Genomic DNA, 16,241 nt, shown 5'->3' with positions numbered 1-16,241 from the left:
CACAGCGGAGTGGTGTCCCGGCGCTGCCCCTGTTGCAGATGCGCAGGCGCGCCGGGACGCCGCATCACGGCTTGCGCACCGCGCTGAACCATTCCGACATGAAGCGCCTGCGCTTTTCCGCATCGAGGTAGACCAGCAGCCCCGGCCCCAGCTGGATCGGCCGTTTCGGGCTGGCGCTGTCCGCCTGCCGGGCCGCGGGCGGGCGGAACGGGTAGCCTGCCGCCGGGGGCTGCGACCAGGCGGCGGCGATCAGGTGGTCGGCAAAGGCGCCGGCCAGATCCGGCTGCGTCCCGCCCTTCAGCAGCACCGCGGTGCGCATCATCAGGTGGGTATAGTCTTCGGGGTCGATCACAACGATCCTGTCCGCCAGGTCCTGCCGCGCCCGCGCGTAGCTGCCAAGCACGTTGTAGGCCACCAGCAATTCGCCCGAGGCCACGCTCTCGATCATGCTGGCCGAACAGCAGTAGAGCCGCGGCTCCAGGCTGCCGATGACCTCCATCAGCCGCCAGTAGGTTTCCGATGTGCGCGCATCCTGGGTGGCAAACAGATACCCCAGACCGCTGAGCGACACGTCATAAGTGCCCACCTTGCCGCGGAACCGCTCCGGCTCTGCCCGCAGCAGCGCGATCAGGTCCTGGCGGGTGCGCGCGCCGGAGCCGCCAAGCCCGGCGGCAGACACCACGATGGAAGCAGGCTCCAGCGAAAAGGCGAACACATGGCCGCGCCACTCGCCCCAGTCCGGCACCAGCGCGGTTGCCGCGGACTGATGCGGCCGGGTGTATCCGTCATTGGCCAGCTTGGTCTGCAGGTCCATCGCCGAGGACAGCGCGACGTCGAACCGGTGCTCGCCTTCCAGCACCGCCTTCATCACCTCGCTGCTGTTGGCGACCGTGTAATCCACCGCCGCGCCCGGATGCTTCTGCAGAAAGCTTTCGATCAGCGGCGCCAGGATCGCGGTGTCGGTGCTCGAGATCACCCGCAGCGGCGTGCCGTCCTGCGGCCCGATCCAGCGCCTTTCCTCCACCTCGAACCCCGCGGCGGCAGCCGCCGCAAAGGCGAGGATGGTCAGGGCAACGGAAAACACAGCGTGACGCATGCGCCTGCTCCTGTCTGGCTGTTTTCAATGTTCAGAGTGCCGCCGTGGGCTTCGGCCACCTCGCGGGCAATGGTCAGCCCCAGCCCCGAGCCGATGGTGTCCCTGGCATTGGCGCCGCGGACAAAGCGCCGGGTCAGCGCCTCGGTATCCTCGCCGCCGAACCCGCCGGCCCGGTCCTCGACCGCGATGCAGGCCCGTCCGCCGGCGCAGAGGGTGCGGACCCAGACCGCGCTGTCGTGGCCGGAATACTTGATCGCATTGTCCAGAATGTTGCGCACCGCGTTCTGCAGCAGGATTGCATCGCCCAGCGTGCGCACCTGCCCGCCGCCGTGGAAATGCAGGGTGATATCCTTCAGCTCCGCCACCGGCTGCAGCCGCTCGGCCAGATCGCGGGCCAGCTCCGTCAGGTCGACCTCCTGCCGTTCCAGGCTGTCGGTGCGGAACGACACCATGGCGTGGTCCAGCAGCTGCCCGGCCGCGCGCGAGCTTTCGTCGATCGCCCGGATCATTTCCCGCAGGCTGGCCCGGTTGATCTCCTTGTCCACCCGCATCAGGGTGACCTCGGCCTGGGTGCGCACCGTCGCCAGCGGCGTGCGCACCCGGTGCGCGGCTTCGGCGATGAAATCCTCGGAGCGGGCCAGCGAGGCCTGCAGGCGGCTGATGAAACTGTTGAGCGAGGACACCAGCGGCGACATCTCGGCCGGGACCGGGCGGGTCACCGGGCGCAGATCCTTGGGGCCGCGCCGCGAGATCGCCTCGGTCAGGGACCGCAGCGGCGTGATGCTGGATTGCGCCGACCAGACCGCAAGGCCGGTGGCCAGCACAAAGAACCCGAGGCCGAGATACAGCGCCGAGCGGAACAGCTGCCGCAGCTGCGCCTCCTGGCCGGAGCGTGTCTGCGCGACCGACACCTGCACCGCCACCGGCGCGCCGCGGACCGACAGGCGGCGCGACAGGGTCACCGTCCGGATGCTTTCATCCCTGTAGCTGCCGGTTTCGAACACCGGCTGGCCCGGCCGGGCGGGCTCTGCGCCCGCCGCGAGGTCCGGATAGCCGGTAATGACCCCGTCAGGGCTGGCGACGCGGTAGAACACCCGGTCGTCGCTCACATTGCCCAGCATCGACAGGGCGGCATAGGGAATGTCGGCGGTGAGCTCTCCCGACTGCACCGACACCGACTCCAGGATCGAGGCCGCCGAGGCCAGCAGGATCCGGTCATGGCTTTCCTCGGCGACAGTGCGGACAAATCCCAGCACCGCAAAGAACAGCAGCGCCGCCAGCAGCGCGGCACTGCCCACCAGCTGCAGCAGCAGGCGGCGGCGGATCGAGCCGCTGACATTGACGGCGGCTGTCATTCCAGGCTCAGCCGGTAGCCAAGACCGCGCACGGTGGTGATCTCCACCCCGGACCCGGCCAGATGCTTGCGCAGCCGGGCGACATAGACCTCGATGGCGTTTTCTGACACCTCCTCGTCATAGGAAAACAGCCTGTCGACCAGCTTGGCCTTGGGAAAAATCTGCCCGGGCGCGTTCAAAAACACCTCCAGCAGCCGCAGTTCCCGGTTGCGCAGGGTGATGGTCCGGCCGCCGGAGGAAACAGTGCCCGCCATCGGGTCGAACTGCAGGTTTCCGAATCGCCGCACGTTGGAACTGCCGCCGCCGCGGCGCCGCAGCACCGCCCGGCAGCGCGCCTCCAGCTCGGAAAAATCGAACGGCTTGGTGATGTAATCATCGGCGCCAAGGTCCAGCATCCCGACCCTGTCCGACACTTCCGAACGCGCCGTCAGGACGATGACCGGGGTCTCCTTCGCATTCTCCCGGTGGGTCTTGAGGAAACTGCGCCCGTCCCCGTCCGGCAGCATAATATCCAGCAGAATCAAATCGTAATCCGTGGTGCCGGAAAACGCTGCCGCGGTCGCTGCATCCGGCGCATGATCCACGACATGCCCGTCCAGCCGCAGCCGGTCCAGGATGGCGTTCGCCAGTCCCTCGTTGTCCTCAACCAGAAGAAAGCGCATGGCCGCGGATCCTTTCCAGGCGGTTCATGACAGGCCCGTGACAGGCCCGTGACAGGTCCGTGTCAGCTTGCTGTGCTCTTTTCCAGTCATGAGCGGCGGAACCGCGATTTGTCAAATGGGAGGACAAGATGAGTAAATGGAACCTGACGCGCCGGACGGCGGCGGCGGCGGTGGCGGCAGCCATGGCGCTTGGCGCACCGGCCCTTGCCGCCGAGAAGGTGGTCGACAGCATCCACTTTCTGATTCCGGGCGGCGCAGGCGGCGGCTGGGACGGCACCGCCCGCGGCACCGGCGAGGCGCTGACCGGGTCCGGGCTGGTCGGCAAGACCTCCTATGAGAACATGTCCGGCGGCGGCGGCGGCAAGGCGATCGGCTACCTGATCGAAAACGCCGCCAGCCAGCACGGCACCCTGATGGTGAACTCCACCCCGATCGTGATCCGCTCTCTGACCGGGGTGTTCCCGCAGAACTTCCGCGACCTGACGCTGGTGGCCGGCACCATCGGCGACTATGCCGCCATCGTGGTCGGCAAGGACAGCCCGATCAACTCGATGCAGGATCTGCTGGACGCCTACAAGGCCGATCCGCGCGGCACCGCGGTGGGCGGCGGCTCGGTTCCGGGCGGCATGGACCACCTGGTCGCGGCGATGGTGATGGAGGCCGCGGGCGAGGACCCGACGGCGGTGAAATACATCCCCTATGACGCCGGCGGCAAGGCGATGGCGGCGCTGCTGTCGGGCGAGATCGCGGCGCTCAGCACCGGGTTTTCCGAAGCCATCGACCTGGCCAATGCCGGCGAGATCAAGATCATCGGCGTCACCGCGGATGAGCGGGTGGACAGCTACCCGGACGCCCCCACCATGAAGGAGCAGGGGCTGGACACCACATTCGTCAACTGGCGCGGCTTCTTTGCGGCCCCCGACCTGCCCGAAGACAAGCTGGCCGCCTACCAGGAGGCGCTGGCGAAAATGTACGACACACCGGAGTGGGAAGAGGTGCGCAGCCGCAACGGCTGGGTGAACATCCATAATTCGGGCGACGATTTTCGCGCCTTCCTGGAGGACCAGGAGCAGGTGATCGGCAACCTGATGAAGAAACTCGGCTTCCTCTGATCCCGCACCCCGCGGCCGTGCGAGGGCTCTGCCCTCGCGCTCCCGGGGCAGTTCCGGCAAGAGGAAGGGAAGATGCCTGCCTTCCCTTCCCGGACAAGGCACAACCTTCCCCTTGCGCGGTCATCGGCTCCCCAGCCTGTGCCGCACCGCAAGGGCCGCGGAACGCGGTCAGCAAATCCTTTCTTCTTGCCGGAAATACCCAGGGGGAGCCGCGCCGCGCGCGGCGGGGGCAGCGCCCCCGGCCCGACTGAAACCACACTAGACACCCGGAGGAGCACATGGCCCTCGACAGATGGATTGCCCTGGTCATCCTGATGATCTGCCTTGCCTATGGCTATGCGGCGTTCTTTACCATGGACGCCGCCCTGCCCCCCTTCATGAAACACAACCCGATCTGGCCCAGCACCTTTCCCAAGATCCTGTCGGTGATGGCGGTGCTGGCGGCGCTGTTCGTGCTGCTCGGGTTCGAGAAAGGCGCGGAGGACCCCAAGCCGATGGACATCAACTACCGCCGCCTGACGGACTACAAGCTGGGCCAGGCGCTGGCGCTGCTGGCGCTGATGACGGCCTATGCGCTGCTGCTGCGGCCCGCGGGCTTCCTGCCGGCCACGGCCGGCTTTCTCGCCGCCGGCGCCTGCATTCTGGGCGAGCGCAAGCTGCACATCCTGCTGCCCGTCGCGGCGCTGGCCGCGGGGGTGGTCTGGTATCTGGTCCAGGAAGTGCTGGGGATCTTCCTCAGCCCCTGGCCCGCACTTCTGACAAACGGAGGCTGACATGCTGGACGGCATCCTGATCGGCCTCGGAACGGCCTTCTCCCTCACCAATCTGCTGATGGTCATCGGCGGCTGCCTGATCGGCACCTTCATCGGCATGCTGCCGGGGCTGGGGCCGATGTCGATCATCGCCATCATGATCCCGGTGGCGATCTCGATCGGCGACCCCTCCGCGGCGCTGATCCTGCTGGCGGGCGTCTACTACGGCGCCATCTTCGGCGGCTCGACCTCTTCGATCCTGATCAACGCGCCCGGCGTCGCCTCCACCGTAGCGACCAGTTTCGACGGCTACCCGATGGCCCGCCAGGGCAAGGCCGGCAAGGCGCTGACGGTGGCCGCCATCGCGTCGTTCTGCGGCGGCACCATCGGGGCGGTCCTGCTGATGATCTTTGCCCCGGCGCTGGCCACGGTGGCGCTGCTGTTCCACTCTGCCGAATACTTTGCGCTGATGGTGGTGGGGCTGTCTGCCATTGCCGCCTTTGCCGGATCCGGCCAGGTGGGCAAGGCGCTGCTGATGACCCTCCTGGGCCTCATCATGGCGACGGTGGGCGAAGGCGCGCTGTTCAACATGCCGCGGTTCACCATGGGCATCATGGACCTGCAGTCGGGTTTCGGCTTCATCACCCTGGCGATGGCGATGTTTGCCCTGCCGGAGGCGATGTACCTGATACTGGACCCGTCGCGGTCCAATTCCGGCAGCGGCAGCGGCGAGATCAAGGACCTGCGCATCACCCGCGAGGAAGCCAGGGCGATCGCGCCGGTGATCGGCCGCCAGTCGGTCCAGGGCTTCCTGATCGGCGTGCTGCCGGGGGCCGGCGCCACCATCGCCTCCTTCCTCGGCTATGCGGTGGAGCGCAACATCGCCAGCAAGGCAGAGCAGGAGCAGTTCGGCAAGGGCTCGGTCAAGGGGCTCGCCGCGCCGGAAAGCGCCAACAACGCCGCCTGCACCGGCTCCTTCGTGCCGCTGCTGACATTGGGCATTCCCGGCTCCGGCACCACCGCGATCCTGCTGGGGGCGCTGATTGCGCTCAACGTCTCGCCGGGGCCGCGGCTGATGGTGGATGAGCCGCAGATCTTCTGGGCGGTGATCATCTCGATGTATCTCGGCAACCTGATCCTGCTGATCCTGAACCTGCCGCTGATCCCCTATATCGCCAAGGTGCTGGCGGTGCCGCGCACCTACCTGATCCCCTTCATCCTGTTCTTCACCCTGATGGGAGCCTACATCGGCCAGAACAACGCGACGGAGCTGCTGATCCTGGTGGGGCTGGGGATCTGTGCCACCGTGCTGCGGTTTGCCGACTACCCGCTGGCGCCGCTGCTGATCGGCTTCATCCTGGGCTCGATGCTGGAGAACAACTTCGCCCGGTCGATGCAGCTGTATGACGGGCTGGGGTTCCTGCTGGAGCGGCCGATGACGGTTGGCCTGCTGGCCCTGGCGGTGCTGCTGGTGGTGCTGCCCAGCTACCGCGCCCGGCGCGCCCGGCTGCGGGCCGCAGGCGCCGCCGACGCCGACTGAACCAGCAAATGGAAGGCTGCGGCCTTCCATTTTTCTTCTCCCCAGCCCCGGACAACCGATGAACCTGCGCCGCCGTCTGTTTACCGCCTGCATTGCCCTCCTGGGTGCCGGCACCTTCCTGTGGCTGAAGCTGCCGCTGCCCTTCCTGCTTGGTCCGATGTTCCTGTGCCTCGCCTTTGCCCTCGGCGGTGCCGCGATGGAGGGCATGGGGCGGCTCGGCACCGCCTTCCGCACCATTCTGGGGGTCGCCGCCGGCGCGTCGATCACGCCGGAGGCGGTGGCGGCGATCCCCGGGCTGGCGCTGTCGCTTCTGTTCGTTCCGGTGTTCGTCGCAACCGTCGCGCTGGTGTCCTTTCCGCTGATGCGCCGGGGCTTCGGCTTTGACCGGGTGACCAGCTATTATTGTGCGATGCCGGGCGGGCTGCAGGATCTGATGGTGTTCGGAGAGCAGGCCGGCGCCAATGTCCGGGTGCTGTCGCTGGTGCATGCCACCCGCATCCTGCTGATCGTCAGCATGGCCCCGTTCCTGCTGAACTGGTTCTGGCAGGTGGACCTGCTGGCCCGTCCCGGCCGTCCCTCGGCAGAGCTGCCGCCCGCGCAGATCGGCTGGATGCTGTTTGCCGGCCTGGCCGGCTGGGGCATCGCGCAGCGGCTGGGCGTGTTCGGCGCCTCGATCATCGGGCCGATGGTGCTGGCCGCAGGCCTGAGCCTCACCGGCGTCATCACCGGGCGGCCGCCTGCGGAAATGATCTGGGCCTGCCAGTTCTTCATCGGCATGGCGGTTGGTGCCAAATATGCCGGCGTCACCTGGGGCGAGCTGCGCAGGGTGGTCCTTGCAGGCTCCGTCAACGGGGTGCTGCTGGCGGCGGTCAGCGCCGTCTTCATCCTGTCGGTCAGCGCTTCGGGCATCGCCGCGCCGCTCGACGCCTTCCTGGCGTTTCTGCCGGGCGGCCAGGGAGAGATGGTGGTGCTGGCAATCATCGCCGGGGCGGATCTGGGCTATGTGGTGCTGCACCACATCATCCGGGTTGCGCTGGTGGTCACCTGCGCCCCGCTGGTTCTGAAGCGGGCAAGGTGAGGGGCGGCGGCCCCGGGCGCGCTGCCGCAGAACGGAAAAGGCCCCGGCATCTGCCGGGGCCTTTCCTGCGCACAGCCGGGGATCAGGCCCGCTGCGCGGTTTCCGCGTGGGTAATCACAACGCTGTCGGCGTGGGTGACAACGTCCGGCTCCAGCTCCCAGTTCTTGGCGTCGAGGCCTTCGATCTGGTCGTCCTCGGACACCCGCAGGCCCACGGTCCACTCCAGGATGTAGGACAGGATCAGCGCGGTGACCACGCCGGTGCCGACGCAGACGGCAGTGCCGGCCAGCTGCATCACCAGCGAGATTTCACCGTGCTGGAACGCATAGGCGCCTTCCTCGATGCCCAGGAAGCCGCCGCGCGGGGTGCCGGCCTTGACCAGGCCCAGCGCCACCAGCCCGAAGATGCCGGAGCCCAGGAACAGCGGGAACAGCTTGTGCTCGTCGATGCCGCGCTTCAGCGTGAACTCGTAGACCGCATAGGCAAAGAACGGCGCCAGCAGGCCCAGGACGAAGGCCTGCCAGGGCAGGTAGACGTCAAAGCCCGACGCCCCGGCCACATAGCCGGCCAGCGGACCCAGCAGGGTATAGGCGTATTTGCCGGTGGCATAGGCGATCAGCAGGCCGGTGACGGCGCCGCCGGCCCAAACCAGGGCGTAGTTGTTGATCGCCACGCCGACACTGGTGTCGGCCATGGTGATGCTGACGGCCAGCGCTTCGGGGTCAAAGAAGAACAGGCAGGACAGGATCACCATCGGCAGGCCTGCAAAGATCAGCAGCAGGCCGGGCGCGCACAGGCCGATGCTGGGCGCCAGATAGGCCGACACCCGCGGGTGCGGTGCCATCATGCCGGGACGCGCGCCCAGTTTCGGCGTGAACACCAGCGCCATGCCGGCCGGGAACAGATACACGAAGCCGACGCCGAAGAAGTCATGGAAGCCCGCGTTGGTCAGCGGGCCGACCGAACCCCAGGTGGCCCAGCTCAGCGCCGAGGACACCACCGCGGCGACGATGCAGGTGATGAAATAGGCCGAAGCCTTCATCCGCTCGGACACCGCGAAATGCAGCAGGATGTTGATGATGCCGGCAAACACCGCCAGGAAGAAGACGAAGATCTGGAAGGTGTTCAGACCCGGAAAGACCGCCGGATCGGTGTGATGCGCCAGCGCGTTGGTCATGGCGCCGCCAAGCCACCAGTCATTGATCGAATCCATCATGGTCGCGCCTTCCATGATGTAATACTGGCCGGCCCACAGGCCGAACCCGATCACATAATAGGTGGCAAAGCCCAGAAAGAAGCCGAGCGTCTTTTCGATCGTCGAGTTGAACAGGTTCTTGCGCCGGGCGGTGCCGGCGTCGATCAGCAAAAGTCCGACGACCACCAGGATCGCCCCGACGACGCCAGAAGCGTACAGAATGTTCTGCACCAGCGCGTTCAGTGTGACTTGCTGAGCAAATATTGTGCTCACGTCCAATGGCATTTGAGTTTCCTCCGTGTTGTTCCGTTATCATGCCGATTGTGTTCATCGGCTTTGGCTGGCCGGACCTGCCTGCCATCGAAGGCAGGACACGCCGGATTGAAGCGCACCGGATCAGGTCACATTTGCAGACTTGCCCGGTTCAGTGGAATGATGGTGGATTTAAGGCGTATTACAAAGGCATTTTTCATTTTGTGGAAATTTTGTTTACTCCAAGGGCGCATTTGGGGAAGTGCATGCCGCATCCCGCAACGGGTCCGCGTCAAGCCGCGTGATTTTCGGGCACATCCACCGGGATTTGGCTGCGGAATCCGGACTGCGGAAATGGGCGGCGCACTGCGGATGAGGCGGGCGGCGTCCGCTGCGCCTGCCTTTCAATGCACCTCTGCACAGTTGCCAGCTGGCCCTTGCGGCCGGCCCGGGACAGGCAGTAGTCCCGCGGGCGCCTCGTGAGTTGCCACGCTTGCAACCAGGCCGCTGCACACCGTCCGCCTCAACTGACGGGACAGCTCTGCCATCTCGAGAAAACTGCCCCTGCGCATTTGCGGGCGGCCGGAAACCTGCCGGAAAGACCGCCGTCAGGAACTTTGTCCGCAGGGTGGAATCCGACCGCTGGTTTCACCCCCGGACTTGTCAGCGGGGCGCTCATTCAATAGGACCTAGACGCGACTTAACCTTTGATCGAGTTTTTAATCATGTTGATTACACCCGTCCTCCTCTGCGGAGGTTCCGGCACCCGTTTATGGCCCTTGTCGCGCAAGAGCTATCCCAAGCAGTTCGTGCCGCTCATGGGCGAGGAAACCCTGTTTCAGGCCTCGGCGCGGCGGTTGGCCGGCAGCTCGGGCGGCATGCGGTTCCTGGCCCCCATGGTGCTCACCAATTCCGATTTTCGCTTCATCGTGACCGAGCAGCTGCAGGCGATCGGCATCGATCCGGGTGCCATCCTGATCGAACCGGAAGGGCGCAATACCGCCCCTGCGGTGCTTGCCGCCGCATTGCGCGCCTTTGGCGAGGACAAATCCGCGGTGCTGCTGGTTGCACCGTCGGATCACGTGGTTCCCGACACGGACGCTTTCCACGCGGCCGTTGCACGCGGGCTTGAGGCCGTGGCACAGGGCCAGCTCGTGACATTCGGGATCACGCCCGCCCATGCCGAAACCGCCTATGGCTACCTCGAACTCGCCGCCGCTGCGGAGCCGCAGGGCGCGGCAGTGCCGCTCAAGCAGTTCGTGGAGAAACCCGACGCCGACCGCGCCGCAAAGATGCTGGCGGCCGGCAATTTCAAGTGGAACGCGGGTATCTTCCTGTTCCGCGCCGCGGACATCATCGCAGCCTTCCAGGCCCATGCGCCCGCACTGATCGAGCCCGTGCAGGCCGCGCTGGACGAGGCCGAACCCGACCTCGGCTTTCTGCGCCTCGCGCCGGAGCCGTGGGGCCAGGCAGAGGACATCTCCATCGACTATGCGGTGATGGAAAAGGCTGCAAATCTTTCCGTGGTGCCATTTGATGCGGCCTGGTCGGACCTGGGCGGCTGGGATGCGGTCTGGCGCGAAAGCGGACCGGACGCACAGGGCGTCGTCGCCAGCGGCGCCGCCACCGCGATCGACTGCCGCGACACGCTGCTGCGCTCGGACAGCGAGCGGCTGGAGATTGTCGGCATCGGGCTCGACAATATCATGGCGGTGGCAATGAATGATGCGGTGCTGGTCGCTGACAAGTCCCGCGCCCAGGACGTCAAGAAGGCGGTCGAGGCGCTGAAGGCAAAGGGTGCCGCCCAGGCCACGCAGTTCCCCAAAGACCACCGCCCCTGGGGCTGGTTCGAAAGCCTTGCTGTGGGCGACCGCTTCCAGGTGAAGCGCATCCAGGTGCATCCCGGCGCCGCTCTGTCGCTGCAGAGCCACGTGCACCGTTCCGAGCACTGGATCGTGGTGGAAGGCACTGCAAAGGTGACAGTGGATGACGCCGTGAAACTCGTGACCGAGAATGAAAGCGTCTACATCCCGCTGGGGGCAAGACACCGGCTGGAAAACCCGGGCAAGGTGCCGATGGTGCTGATCGAGGTGCAGACCGGTGCCTATGTCGGCGAAGACGACATTGTGCGGTATGAAGATGCCTATGCGCGGGGCTGAGCCGCGCCGGCAGCGCAAAGCCTGACGCTTTCCTAACCGGCCGCCCGCCGAACGCCCGGCCCCGGCAACACCGGGTCCTCCTGTGGTAGATTGTGTTCTCTGCACAGACCAAGGAGGCTCCTATGCCAAACCCTTTCAAGAACCACCAGCGGGGCCTGGAAAGCCCCGCAACCGAGCATTTCCAGATCACCCCGGCGGACGGCGCCGATCTCGATCCCTGTCCGCGCGTTCTGCGGGTGACAGGGTCGGGCGATCTGGCCCTTCGCGACGCCGCGGGCCAGGTGCTGATCTACAATGTGGTGGCGGGCGAAACGCTGTGTTTTTCGGCCCGCGGCATCGAAGCCACCGGAACCACCGCATCCGTTGTGGGGTGGCTGTGATGCTTGGGGTCGGTTTGGGACTGACCGCGTCCGGCGGCGCGCCGCTGCCGCCGCTGCTGCCGCAGGGCCTGGGCTGGGACGAGGCCCGGTTTCCCCTGCCCCTGCAACGGGCGGCAGAGGGCTACAGGCTGGATATGGATCCGCGCTCCCTGATCGATCCGGCGGTCTGGTCGGGACCGGCTATCCATGTTGATATCGGCTCCGGCGATGACGGCAACAGCGGGCTGGGCGCGCAGGACGGCGATTTCTCCGCCGCAAAACGCACCATCCATGCAGCCTTCACCGCGGGAAACGCCACCGGCGGCGCCTATCGTGTTCTCGTCAAGAGCGGTTTCTACAAGGAAAACCACTTTACCGCGAATGGCACCGTTGAACCGGATCAGCCCGTTGCGGTTCTGGCCTGGGGCGGCAGGGTTCATTACCGCACCGGGCCGGAGAACCCCGCGTTTGCGCCGGACCAGGGCACGGCTTACGTGACAACGCTCAGCGCCGTTCTGCGGGTGTTCCGCACCGATACAGCGGATGCGCGGGGCCGGTACCAGGAACTCTCAGCCGCGGCGGATCTGGAGGCCTGCCGTACGACGGCGGGAACCTTCTTCAAGGACGGCAGCAATATCCATGTCAACATCGGCATCGACCCGAACGGCAGGATTGCCCTGATCCGCAGCCTGCATGGCGCGCGTTTCCTGACCCATGCCAATGACTTCTATCTGGAAGGCTTCGATATCGAGGGCGGCATTTCCGGCGCCTTCCACATGGACGCCGCAGCTGCCCGCAATGTTGTCTGCGTCGGCAGCAGCTTTCGCTATTCGGCCCACGGCACCCCAGGTTCCGAACAGGACGCCTTCCGTGTCCTGCGCACCAGCGGGCTTGTCTGGGCCAGGGATTGCGATGCGGCCGGCGGGGCAAAAGACAACTGGAATTTCCATGAAAACGGCAGCCCCGGAATGCATGTGCTGATGGAACGCTGCAGCGGCGCGCGGCCGGGTGCGGGACTGGCGTCCTCCTGCAATGACTTCACCACCCATGACGGGGTGCGCGCGGCAGTCATCAGCTGTGAATTCGAAGGCGGCGGCAGTCATGGCGGAAGCTCGGTTCACTGCATCGAAACCACCCGGACCTGGTTTCTGGACTGCCGGATTCAGGCCGATGACAGCGACGGCGACGGCCAGGCGGCAGCCCTGACCTGCTCCAATGACGCCATCGTATGGATCGAAGGATCCCAGGCGCAGGCGCATGGGGCGGCACAGGAAAATGCCGCGGTCCGTGCCAATGGCGGCACGGTCTTCCTGCGGCGCACGATCACCGCCGGCACCCGGGCGATCTCCGGCGGGGGCACTGTTTCCAGCTATTGATCCGCCCATCGATCCCCGGAGAGCATGAAGTGCACGGCCCTTCCTGGAGATTGATTGCGAGGGCGGAAATTTCCCGCAGAACAAGAATTCATGCGGCCTCTGCAATTGCGAAGCCGGGGGTGATTATCTATAGATTGCCCCCGTCGGGACCGGGTCGCGAATCAGGCCGCCGGCGCCATTGATTAAAAGTTTATTTTTGTGCGGGCCGCTTCGCGGCGCCTTGCCGGCCACCCGGTCTCAGCACCGCTGGATCAAGGAAGGGTAGTGATGAAAATTTCGGTTGCGGGCCTCGGCTATGTGGGTCTTTCAAATGCCGTCCTGCTGGCACAGCACAATGCGGTCACAGCCGTCGACATATCCGAATCCCGCGTGGCGATGGTCAACGACCGCCGATGCCCGATCCTGGACCCGGAGCTGGAAGAGTTCCTCGGCAACCAAAAGCTGGCCCTTTCGGCCACAACCGATGCGGCGGCGGCTTACGCCGGGGCCGACTACGTCATCGTGGCGACGCCCACGAACTACGATCCGCGGACCAACGGCTTCGACACCTCCAGCGTCGAGACGGTGATCCGGCAGGTCACCGAGGTGAACCCGGACGCCACCATCGTCATCAAATCGACGATCCCCGTTGGCTTTGTCTCCGAGGTGCGGGCGCGGCTGAACACCGGCCAGGTGATCTTCAGCCCCGAATTCCTGCGCGAAGGACGGGCGCTTTACGACAACCTGCATCCCTCCCGCATCATCATCGGCGAACAGTCGGAGCGGGCGCAGGTCTTTGCCGGCCTGCTTCTGCAAGGCGCTGCCGCGGAAGATGTGCCGGTGCATTTCACCGGCCCGGACGAGGCGGAAGCGATCAAGCTCTTTGCCAACACCTATCTCGCCATGCGGGTGGCTTTTTTCAACGAGCTGGACAGCTACGCCATGGCCGGCGGCATGGACACCCGCCAGATCATCGACGGCATCAGCCTGGATCCGCGGATCGGCGGCCACTACAACAACCCGTCGTTCGGTTACGGCGGCTACTGCCTGCCCAAGGACACCAAGCAGCTGCTGGCGAACTACAACCACGTGCCGCAGAACCTGATCCGCGCCATTGTCGACGCCAACCGCACCCGGAAGGACTTTCTCAGCGACCAGATCCTGATGAAGGGCCCCAAGGTCGTCGGCATCCACCGGCTGGTGATGAAGGCCGGGTCCGACAATTTCCGCCAGTCCTCGATCCAGGGCATCATGAAGCGGTTGAAGGCGAAGGGGATCGAGGTCATCGTCTATGAGCCGGTGCTGGAGGAGGACCGCTTCTTCCATTCGCGGGTGATCCGGGATCTTGCGGCCTTCAAGCAGGAGGCCGACCTGATTGTCGCCAACCGCATGACCGACGAGCTCCGGGACGTGGCCGCCAAGGTCTTCACCCGCGACCTGTCCGGGACGGATTGACCGGCCGCCGCGCGCCATTGCCAGCCGCCGCCATTGCGGCCGGGCCGGGAAAGCTGTTGAGGACCTGAAGGACAAATTATGAACGAAGCACACCAAAACACCGCGCTTGTCACCGGATCCTCCGGCTTCATCGGCTTCCACCTCTGCCAGCGGCTGCTGGAAGCCGGCATGCGCGTGATCGGCATCGACAACCTGTCCGATTACTACGATGTGGCTCTCAAGCAGGCGCGCCAGCAGATCCTGCTGCAGCATCCGGGCTTCTCCGTCGTCAACGACAGCATCGAAAGCCCCGGGCGGCTGATGCAGATGTTTGCGGACCACCGGCCGGATTACGTGATCCATCTCGCGGCCCAGGCGGGCGTGCGCTACTCGATCGACAATCCGCGCTCCTATCTCGAAAGCAATCTTGTCGGCACGTTCGAGCTGCTGGAAGCGGCCCGCGCGCATCCGCCCCGGCACATGCTGCTGGCCTCCACCTCCTCGGCCTATGGCGCCAATACCGAGATGCCCTACCAGGAGACCCAGAAGGCCGATCACCAGATGTCCTTCTATGCCGCCACCAAGAAGGCCAATGAAGCGATGGCGCATTCCTATGCCCATCTCTACGGGCTGCCGACCACCATGTTCCGCTTCTTCACCGTCTACGGGCCCTGGGGCCGGCCCGACATGGCGCTGTTCAAGTTCACCAAGGCCATTCTGGAAGGCAAGCCGATAGACGTCTACAACTACGGCGATATGCGGCGCGACTTCACCTATGTCACCGATCTGGTCGAAGCGATCCGCCTGCTGCTGGACGCGGTGCCCGAACGCCCCGAGGACGGGGTGGTGCCCGAAGGCGACAGCCTGTCGCCGGTGGCGCCCTGGCGGGTGGTCAATATCGGCAATTCCGGCAGCGTCCGGCTGACCGCTTTCATCGAGGCAATCGAGGCCGCCACCGGTCTCAAGGCCGAGCAGAACCTGATGCCGATCCAGGCCGGCGACGTGCCCGCCACCTGGGCCGATGCCGCGCTGCTGCAGCGGCTGACCGGCTACACGCCCGAAACCGCCGTGCCGGAAGGTGTGGCGCGCTTTGTCGAATGGTATCGGAGCTACTACGATCCTGCCCCGGGCGGTGATGTGCCGGAATGACGCCGCGGCTGCTTTACATTCACGTTCCGAAATGCGGCGGCACCAGTTTCGGCTCCGCCGTGCGGCTGGCCTATTTCCATTCCCAGGCCACCATCAGCCTGGGCAGGTCCCGCGCCATCCGCGAGGCGCTTCACCCGGGGCTTGAAGGCGCGGACAAAGCCCTCCGCGAAGCGGAGATCCGCAAGGTGATGCTCGGCAGCCTCATGACGCAAGGGGTGAAATGCATCTCTGCCCATGTGCATTACAGCGCCGGGCTGCACCAGCGCATCGACCCCGAACGCAAGGCCGTCACCCTGCTGCGGGATCCGGTGGCGCGATTTCTGTCCCACTATGCCTATGTCCAGCGCAACCACCCGGACCCGGACCGGGCGGACACGCTCGCGGCCTTCCTCGAAAGCGACTCGGCGCTGCGCTACGGCTCGACCTACCTGTTCTTCTTTGCCAGCGCCTATCAGCACACCACCGGCAATTTCGACGCGGCAATGCAGACCGCGCGCAGCAACCTGGCCAGGTTCAGCCTGATCGGGGACCTGTCGCGCACGGCGGCATTCCGCAGCGCCCTGCGCCAGGTGGTCGGGCGCCCGCTGATCAGCTGGGAGCGCAACAGACGGCCGGGCCGCCGCCCCTCCTCGCCCGCGGATATCCCGCCGGACCTGCGGGCACGGATCGAGGAGATCTGCGCCCCGGACATCGCCCTTTACGACTACGCGCAAAGCCTGCCCGCCTGCGTCTGAGACCGCAAA

Annotated in this window: 14 protein-coding genes; 10 read left to right on the top strand and 4 right to left on the bottom strand. The window is 65.9% G+C overall.

Annotated elements, in window-relative coordinates; genetic code table 11:
* Nucleotides 1-64 precede the first annotated feature (64 nt).
* The 3 genes from OKQ63_RS02005 to OKQ63_RS01995 are packed head-to-tail and all read right to left on the bottom strand — an operon-like array spanning nucleotide 65 to nucleotide 3,113.
* Entirely contained in the window at nucleotides 65-1,096 is a 1,032-nt protein-coding gene (locus OKQ63_RS02005; protein ID WP_264212306.1) for an ABC transporter substrate-binding protein, read from the bottom strand.
* Nucleotides 1,066-2,451, bottom strand: a complete 1,386-nt coding sequence (locus tag OKQ63_RS02000; RefSeq protein WP_264212305.1) for a sensor histidine kinase — start codon at nucleotides 2,449-2,451, stop codon at nucleotides 1,066-1,068. Before OKQ63_RS02000 ends, OKQ63_RS02005 begins: the two co-directional genes overlap by 31 nt.
* On the bottom strand, nucleotides 2,448-3,113 hold the full coding sequence (locus OKQ63_RS01995; protein WP_264212304.1) for a response regulator transcription factor: 666 nt from the start codon (nucleotides 3,111-3,113) through the stop codon (nucleotides 2,448-2,450). The genes OKQ63_RS02000 and OKQ63_RS01995 overlap by 4 nt, the downstream gene beginning before the upstream one ends.
* Before the next feature lie 128 nt (nucleotides 3,114-3,241).
* On the opposite strand from OKQ63_RS01995, the gene OKQ63_RS01990 reads away from it, so the two are divergent.
* The 4 genes from OKQ63_RS01990 (at nucleotide 3,242) to OKQ63_RS01975 (ending at nucleotide 7,595) form a co-directional block, all read left to right on the top strand.
* Entirely contained in the window at nucleotides 3,242-4,225 is a 984-nt protein-coding gene (locus tag OKQ63_RS01990; RefSeq protein ID WP_264212303.1) for a tripartite tricarboxylate transporter substrate binding protein, read from the top strand.
* Between the two features lie 278 nt (nucleotides 4,226-4,503).
* Nucleotides 4,504-4,998, top strand: a complete 495-nt coding sequence (locus OKQ63_RS01985; RefSeq protein WP_264212302.1) for a tripartite tricarboxylate transporter TctB family protein — start codon at nucleotides 4,504-4,506, stop codon at nucleotides 4,996-4,998.
* Between the two features lies 1 nt (nucleotide 4,999).
* Nucleotides 5,000-6,517, top strand: a complete 1,518-nt coding sequence (locus OKQ63_RS01980) for a tripartite tricarboxylate transporter permease (RefSeq protein WP_264212301.1) — start codon at nucleotides 5,000-5,002, stop codon at nucleotides 6,515-6,517.
* Between the two features lie 58 nt (nucleotides 6,518-6,575).
* A complete protein-coding gene (locus OKQ63_RS01975) occupies nucleotides 6,576-7,595 on the top strand; it encodes an AbrB family transcriptional regulator (RefSeq protein ID WP_264212300.1) in 1,020 nt (339 codons plus the stop codon).
* An 82-nt stretch (nucleotides 7,596-7,677) separates the two neighbouring features.
* Here the strand turns inward: OKQ63_RS01975 and OKQ63_RS01970 are convergent, their stop codons facing one another.
* Nucleotides 7,678-9,075 carry an ammonium transporter gene (locus OKQ63_RS01970; protein WP_264212299.1) on the bottom strand — a complete coding sequence of 466 codons (1,398 nt, stop codon included), beginning with the start codon at nucleotides 9,073-9,075 and terminating at the stop codon, nucleotides 7,678-7,680.
* Nucleotides 9,076-9,767: 692 nt separating this feature from the next.
* On the opposite strand from OKQ63_RS01970, the gene OKQ63_RS01965 reads away from it, so the two are divergent.
* The 6 genes from OKQ63_RS01965 to OKQ63_RS01940 all read left to right on the top strand — a co-directional run bounded on the left by OKQ63_RS01965 (nucleotide 9,768) and on the right by OKQ63_RS01940 (nucleotide 16,232).
* Nucleotides 9,768-11,201 carry a mannose-1-phosphate guanylyltransferase/mannose-6-phosphate isomerase gene (locus OKQ63_RS01965; protein WP_264212298.1) on the top strand — a complete coding sequence of 478 codons (1,434 nt, stop codon included), beginning with the start codon at nucleotides 9,768-9,770 and terminating at the stop codon, nucleotides 11,199-11,201.
* Between the two features lie 122 nt (nucleotides 11,202-11,323).
* Nucleotides 11,324-11,581 carry a spike base protein, RCAP_Rcc01079 family gene (locus OKQ63_RS01960; protein ID WP_264212297.1) on the top strand — a complete coding sequence of 86 codons (258 nt, stop codon included), beginning with the start codon at nucleotides 11,324-11,326 and terminating at the stop codon, nucleotides 11,579-11,581.
* Entirely contained in the window at nucleotides 11,581-12,936 is a 1,356-nt protein-coding gene (locus OKQ63_RS01955; RefSeq protein ID WP_264212296.1) for a hypothetical protein, read from the top strand. Before OKQ63_RS01960 ends, OKQ63_RS01955 begins: the two co-directional genes overlap by 1 nt.
* A gap of 267 nt (nucleotides 12,937-13,203) precedes the next feature.
* On the top strand, nucleotides 13,204-14,370 hold the full coding sequence (locus OKQ63_RS01950) for a nucleotide sugar dehydrogenase (RefSeq protein ID WP_264212295.1): 1,167 nt from the start codon (nucleotides 13,204-13,206) through the stop codon (nucleotides 14,368-14,370).
* A 78-nt stretch (nucleotides 14,371-14,448) separates the two neighbouring features.
* Entirely contained in the window at nucleotides 14,449-15,498 is a 1,050-nt protein-coding gene (locus OKQ63_RS01945) for an SDR family NAD(P)-dependent oxidoreductase (RefSeq protein ID WP_264212294.1), read from the top strand.
* Complete coding sequence (locus tag OKQ63_RS01940) at nucleotides 15,495-16,232, top strand: sulfotransferase family protein (protein ID WP_264212293.1); 738 nt, start codon at nucleotides 15,495-15,497, stop codon at nucleotides 16,230-16,232. Before OKQ63_RS01945 ends, OKQ63_RS01940 begins: the two co-directional genes overlap by 4 nt.
* Nucleotides 16,233-16,241 lie beyond the last annotated feature (9 nt).

Source organism: Leisingera thetidis (genome assembly GCF_025857195.1).
Taxonomy (GTDB): domain Bacteria; phylum Pseudomonadota; class Alphaproteobacteria; order Rhodobacterales; family Rhodobacteraceae; genus Leisingera; species Leisingera thetidis.
Note: the sequence above shows the minus strand (reverse complement) of the source record. Positions and strands in the feature narration are given on the sequence as shown.

Coding starts and splice junctions, on each gene's coding strand:
- OKQ63_RS02005 (WP_264212306.1), bottom strand. CDS start 1,096: ATGCGTCACGCTGTGTTTTCCGTTGCCCTGACCATCCTCGCCTTTGCG.
- OKQ63_RS02000 (WP_264212305.1), bottom strand. CDS start 2,451: ATGACAGCCGCCGTCAATGTCAGCGGCTCGATCCGCCGCCGCCTGCTG.
- OKQ63_RS01995 (WP_264212304.1), bottom strand. CDS start 3,113: ATGCGCTTTCTTCTGGTTGAGGACAACGAGGGACTGGCGAACGCCATC.
- OKQ63_RS01990 (WP_264212303.1), top strand. CDS start 3,242: ATGAGTAAATGGAACCTGACGCGCCGGACGGCGGCGGCGGCGGTGGCG.
- OKQ63_RS01985 (WP_264212302.1), top strand. CDS start 4,504: ATGGCCCTCGACAGATGGATTGCCCTGGTCATCCTGATGATCTGCCTT.
- OKQ63_RS01980 (WP_264212301.1), top strand. CDS start 5,000: ATGCTGGACGGCATCCTGATCGGCCTCGGAACGGCCTTCTCCCTCACC.
- OKQ63_RS01975 (WP_264212300.1), top strand. CDS start 6,576: ATGAACCTGCGCCGCCGTCTGTTTACCGCCTGCATTGCCCTCCTGGGT.
- OKQ63_RS01970 (WP_264212299.1), bottom strand. CDS start 9,075: ATGCCATTGGACGTGAGCACAATATTTGCTCAGCAAGTCACACTGAAC.
- OKQ63_RS01965 (WP_264212298.1), top strand. CDS start 9,768: ATGTTGATTACACCCGTCCTCCTCTGCGGAGGTTCCGGCACCCGTTTA.
- OKQ63_RS01960 (WP_264212297.1), top strand. CDS start 11,324: ATGCCAAACCCTTTCAAGAACCACCAGCGGGGCCTGGAAAGCCCCGCA.
- OKQ63_RS01955 (WP_264212296.1), top strand. CDS start 11,581: ATGCTTGGGGTCGGTTTGGGACTGACCGCGTCCGGCGGCGCGCCGCTG.
- OKQ63_RS01950 (WP_264212295.1), top strand. CDS start 13,204: ATGAAAATTTCGGTTGCGGGCCTCGGCTATGTGGGTCTTTCAAATGCC.
- OKQ63_RS01945 (WP_264212294.1), top strand. CDS start 14,449: ATGAACGAAGCACACCAAAACACCGCGCTTGTCACCGGATCCTCCGGC.
- OKQ63_RS01940 (WP_264212293.1), top strand. CDS start 15,495: ATGACGCCGCGGCTGCTTTACATTCACGTTCCGAAATGCGGCGGCACC.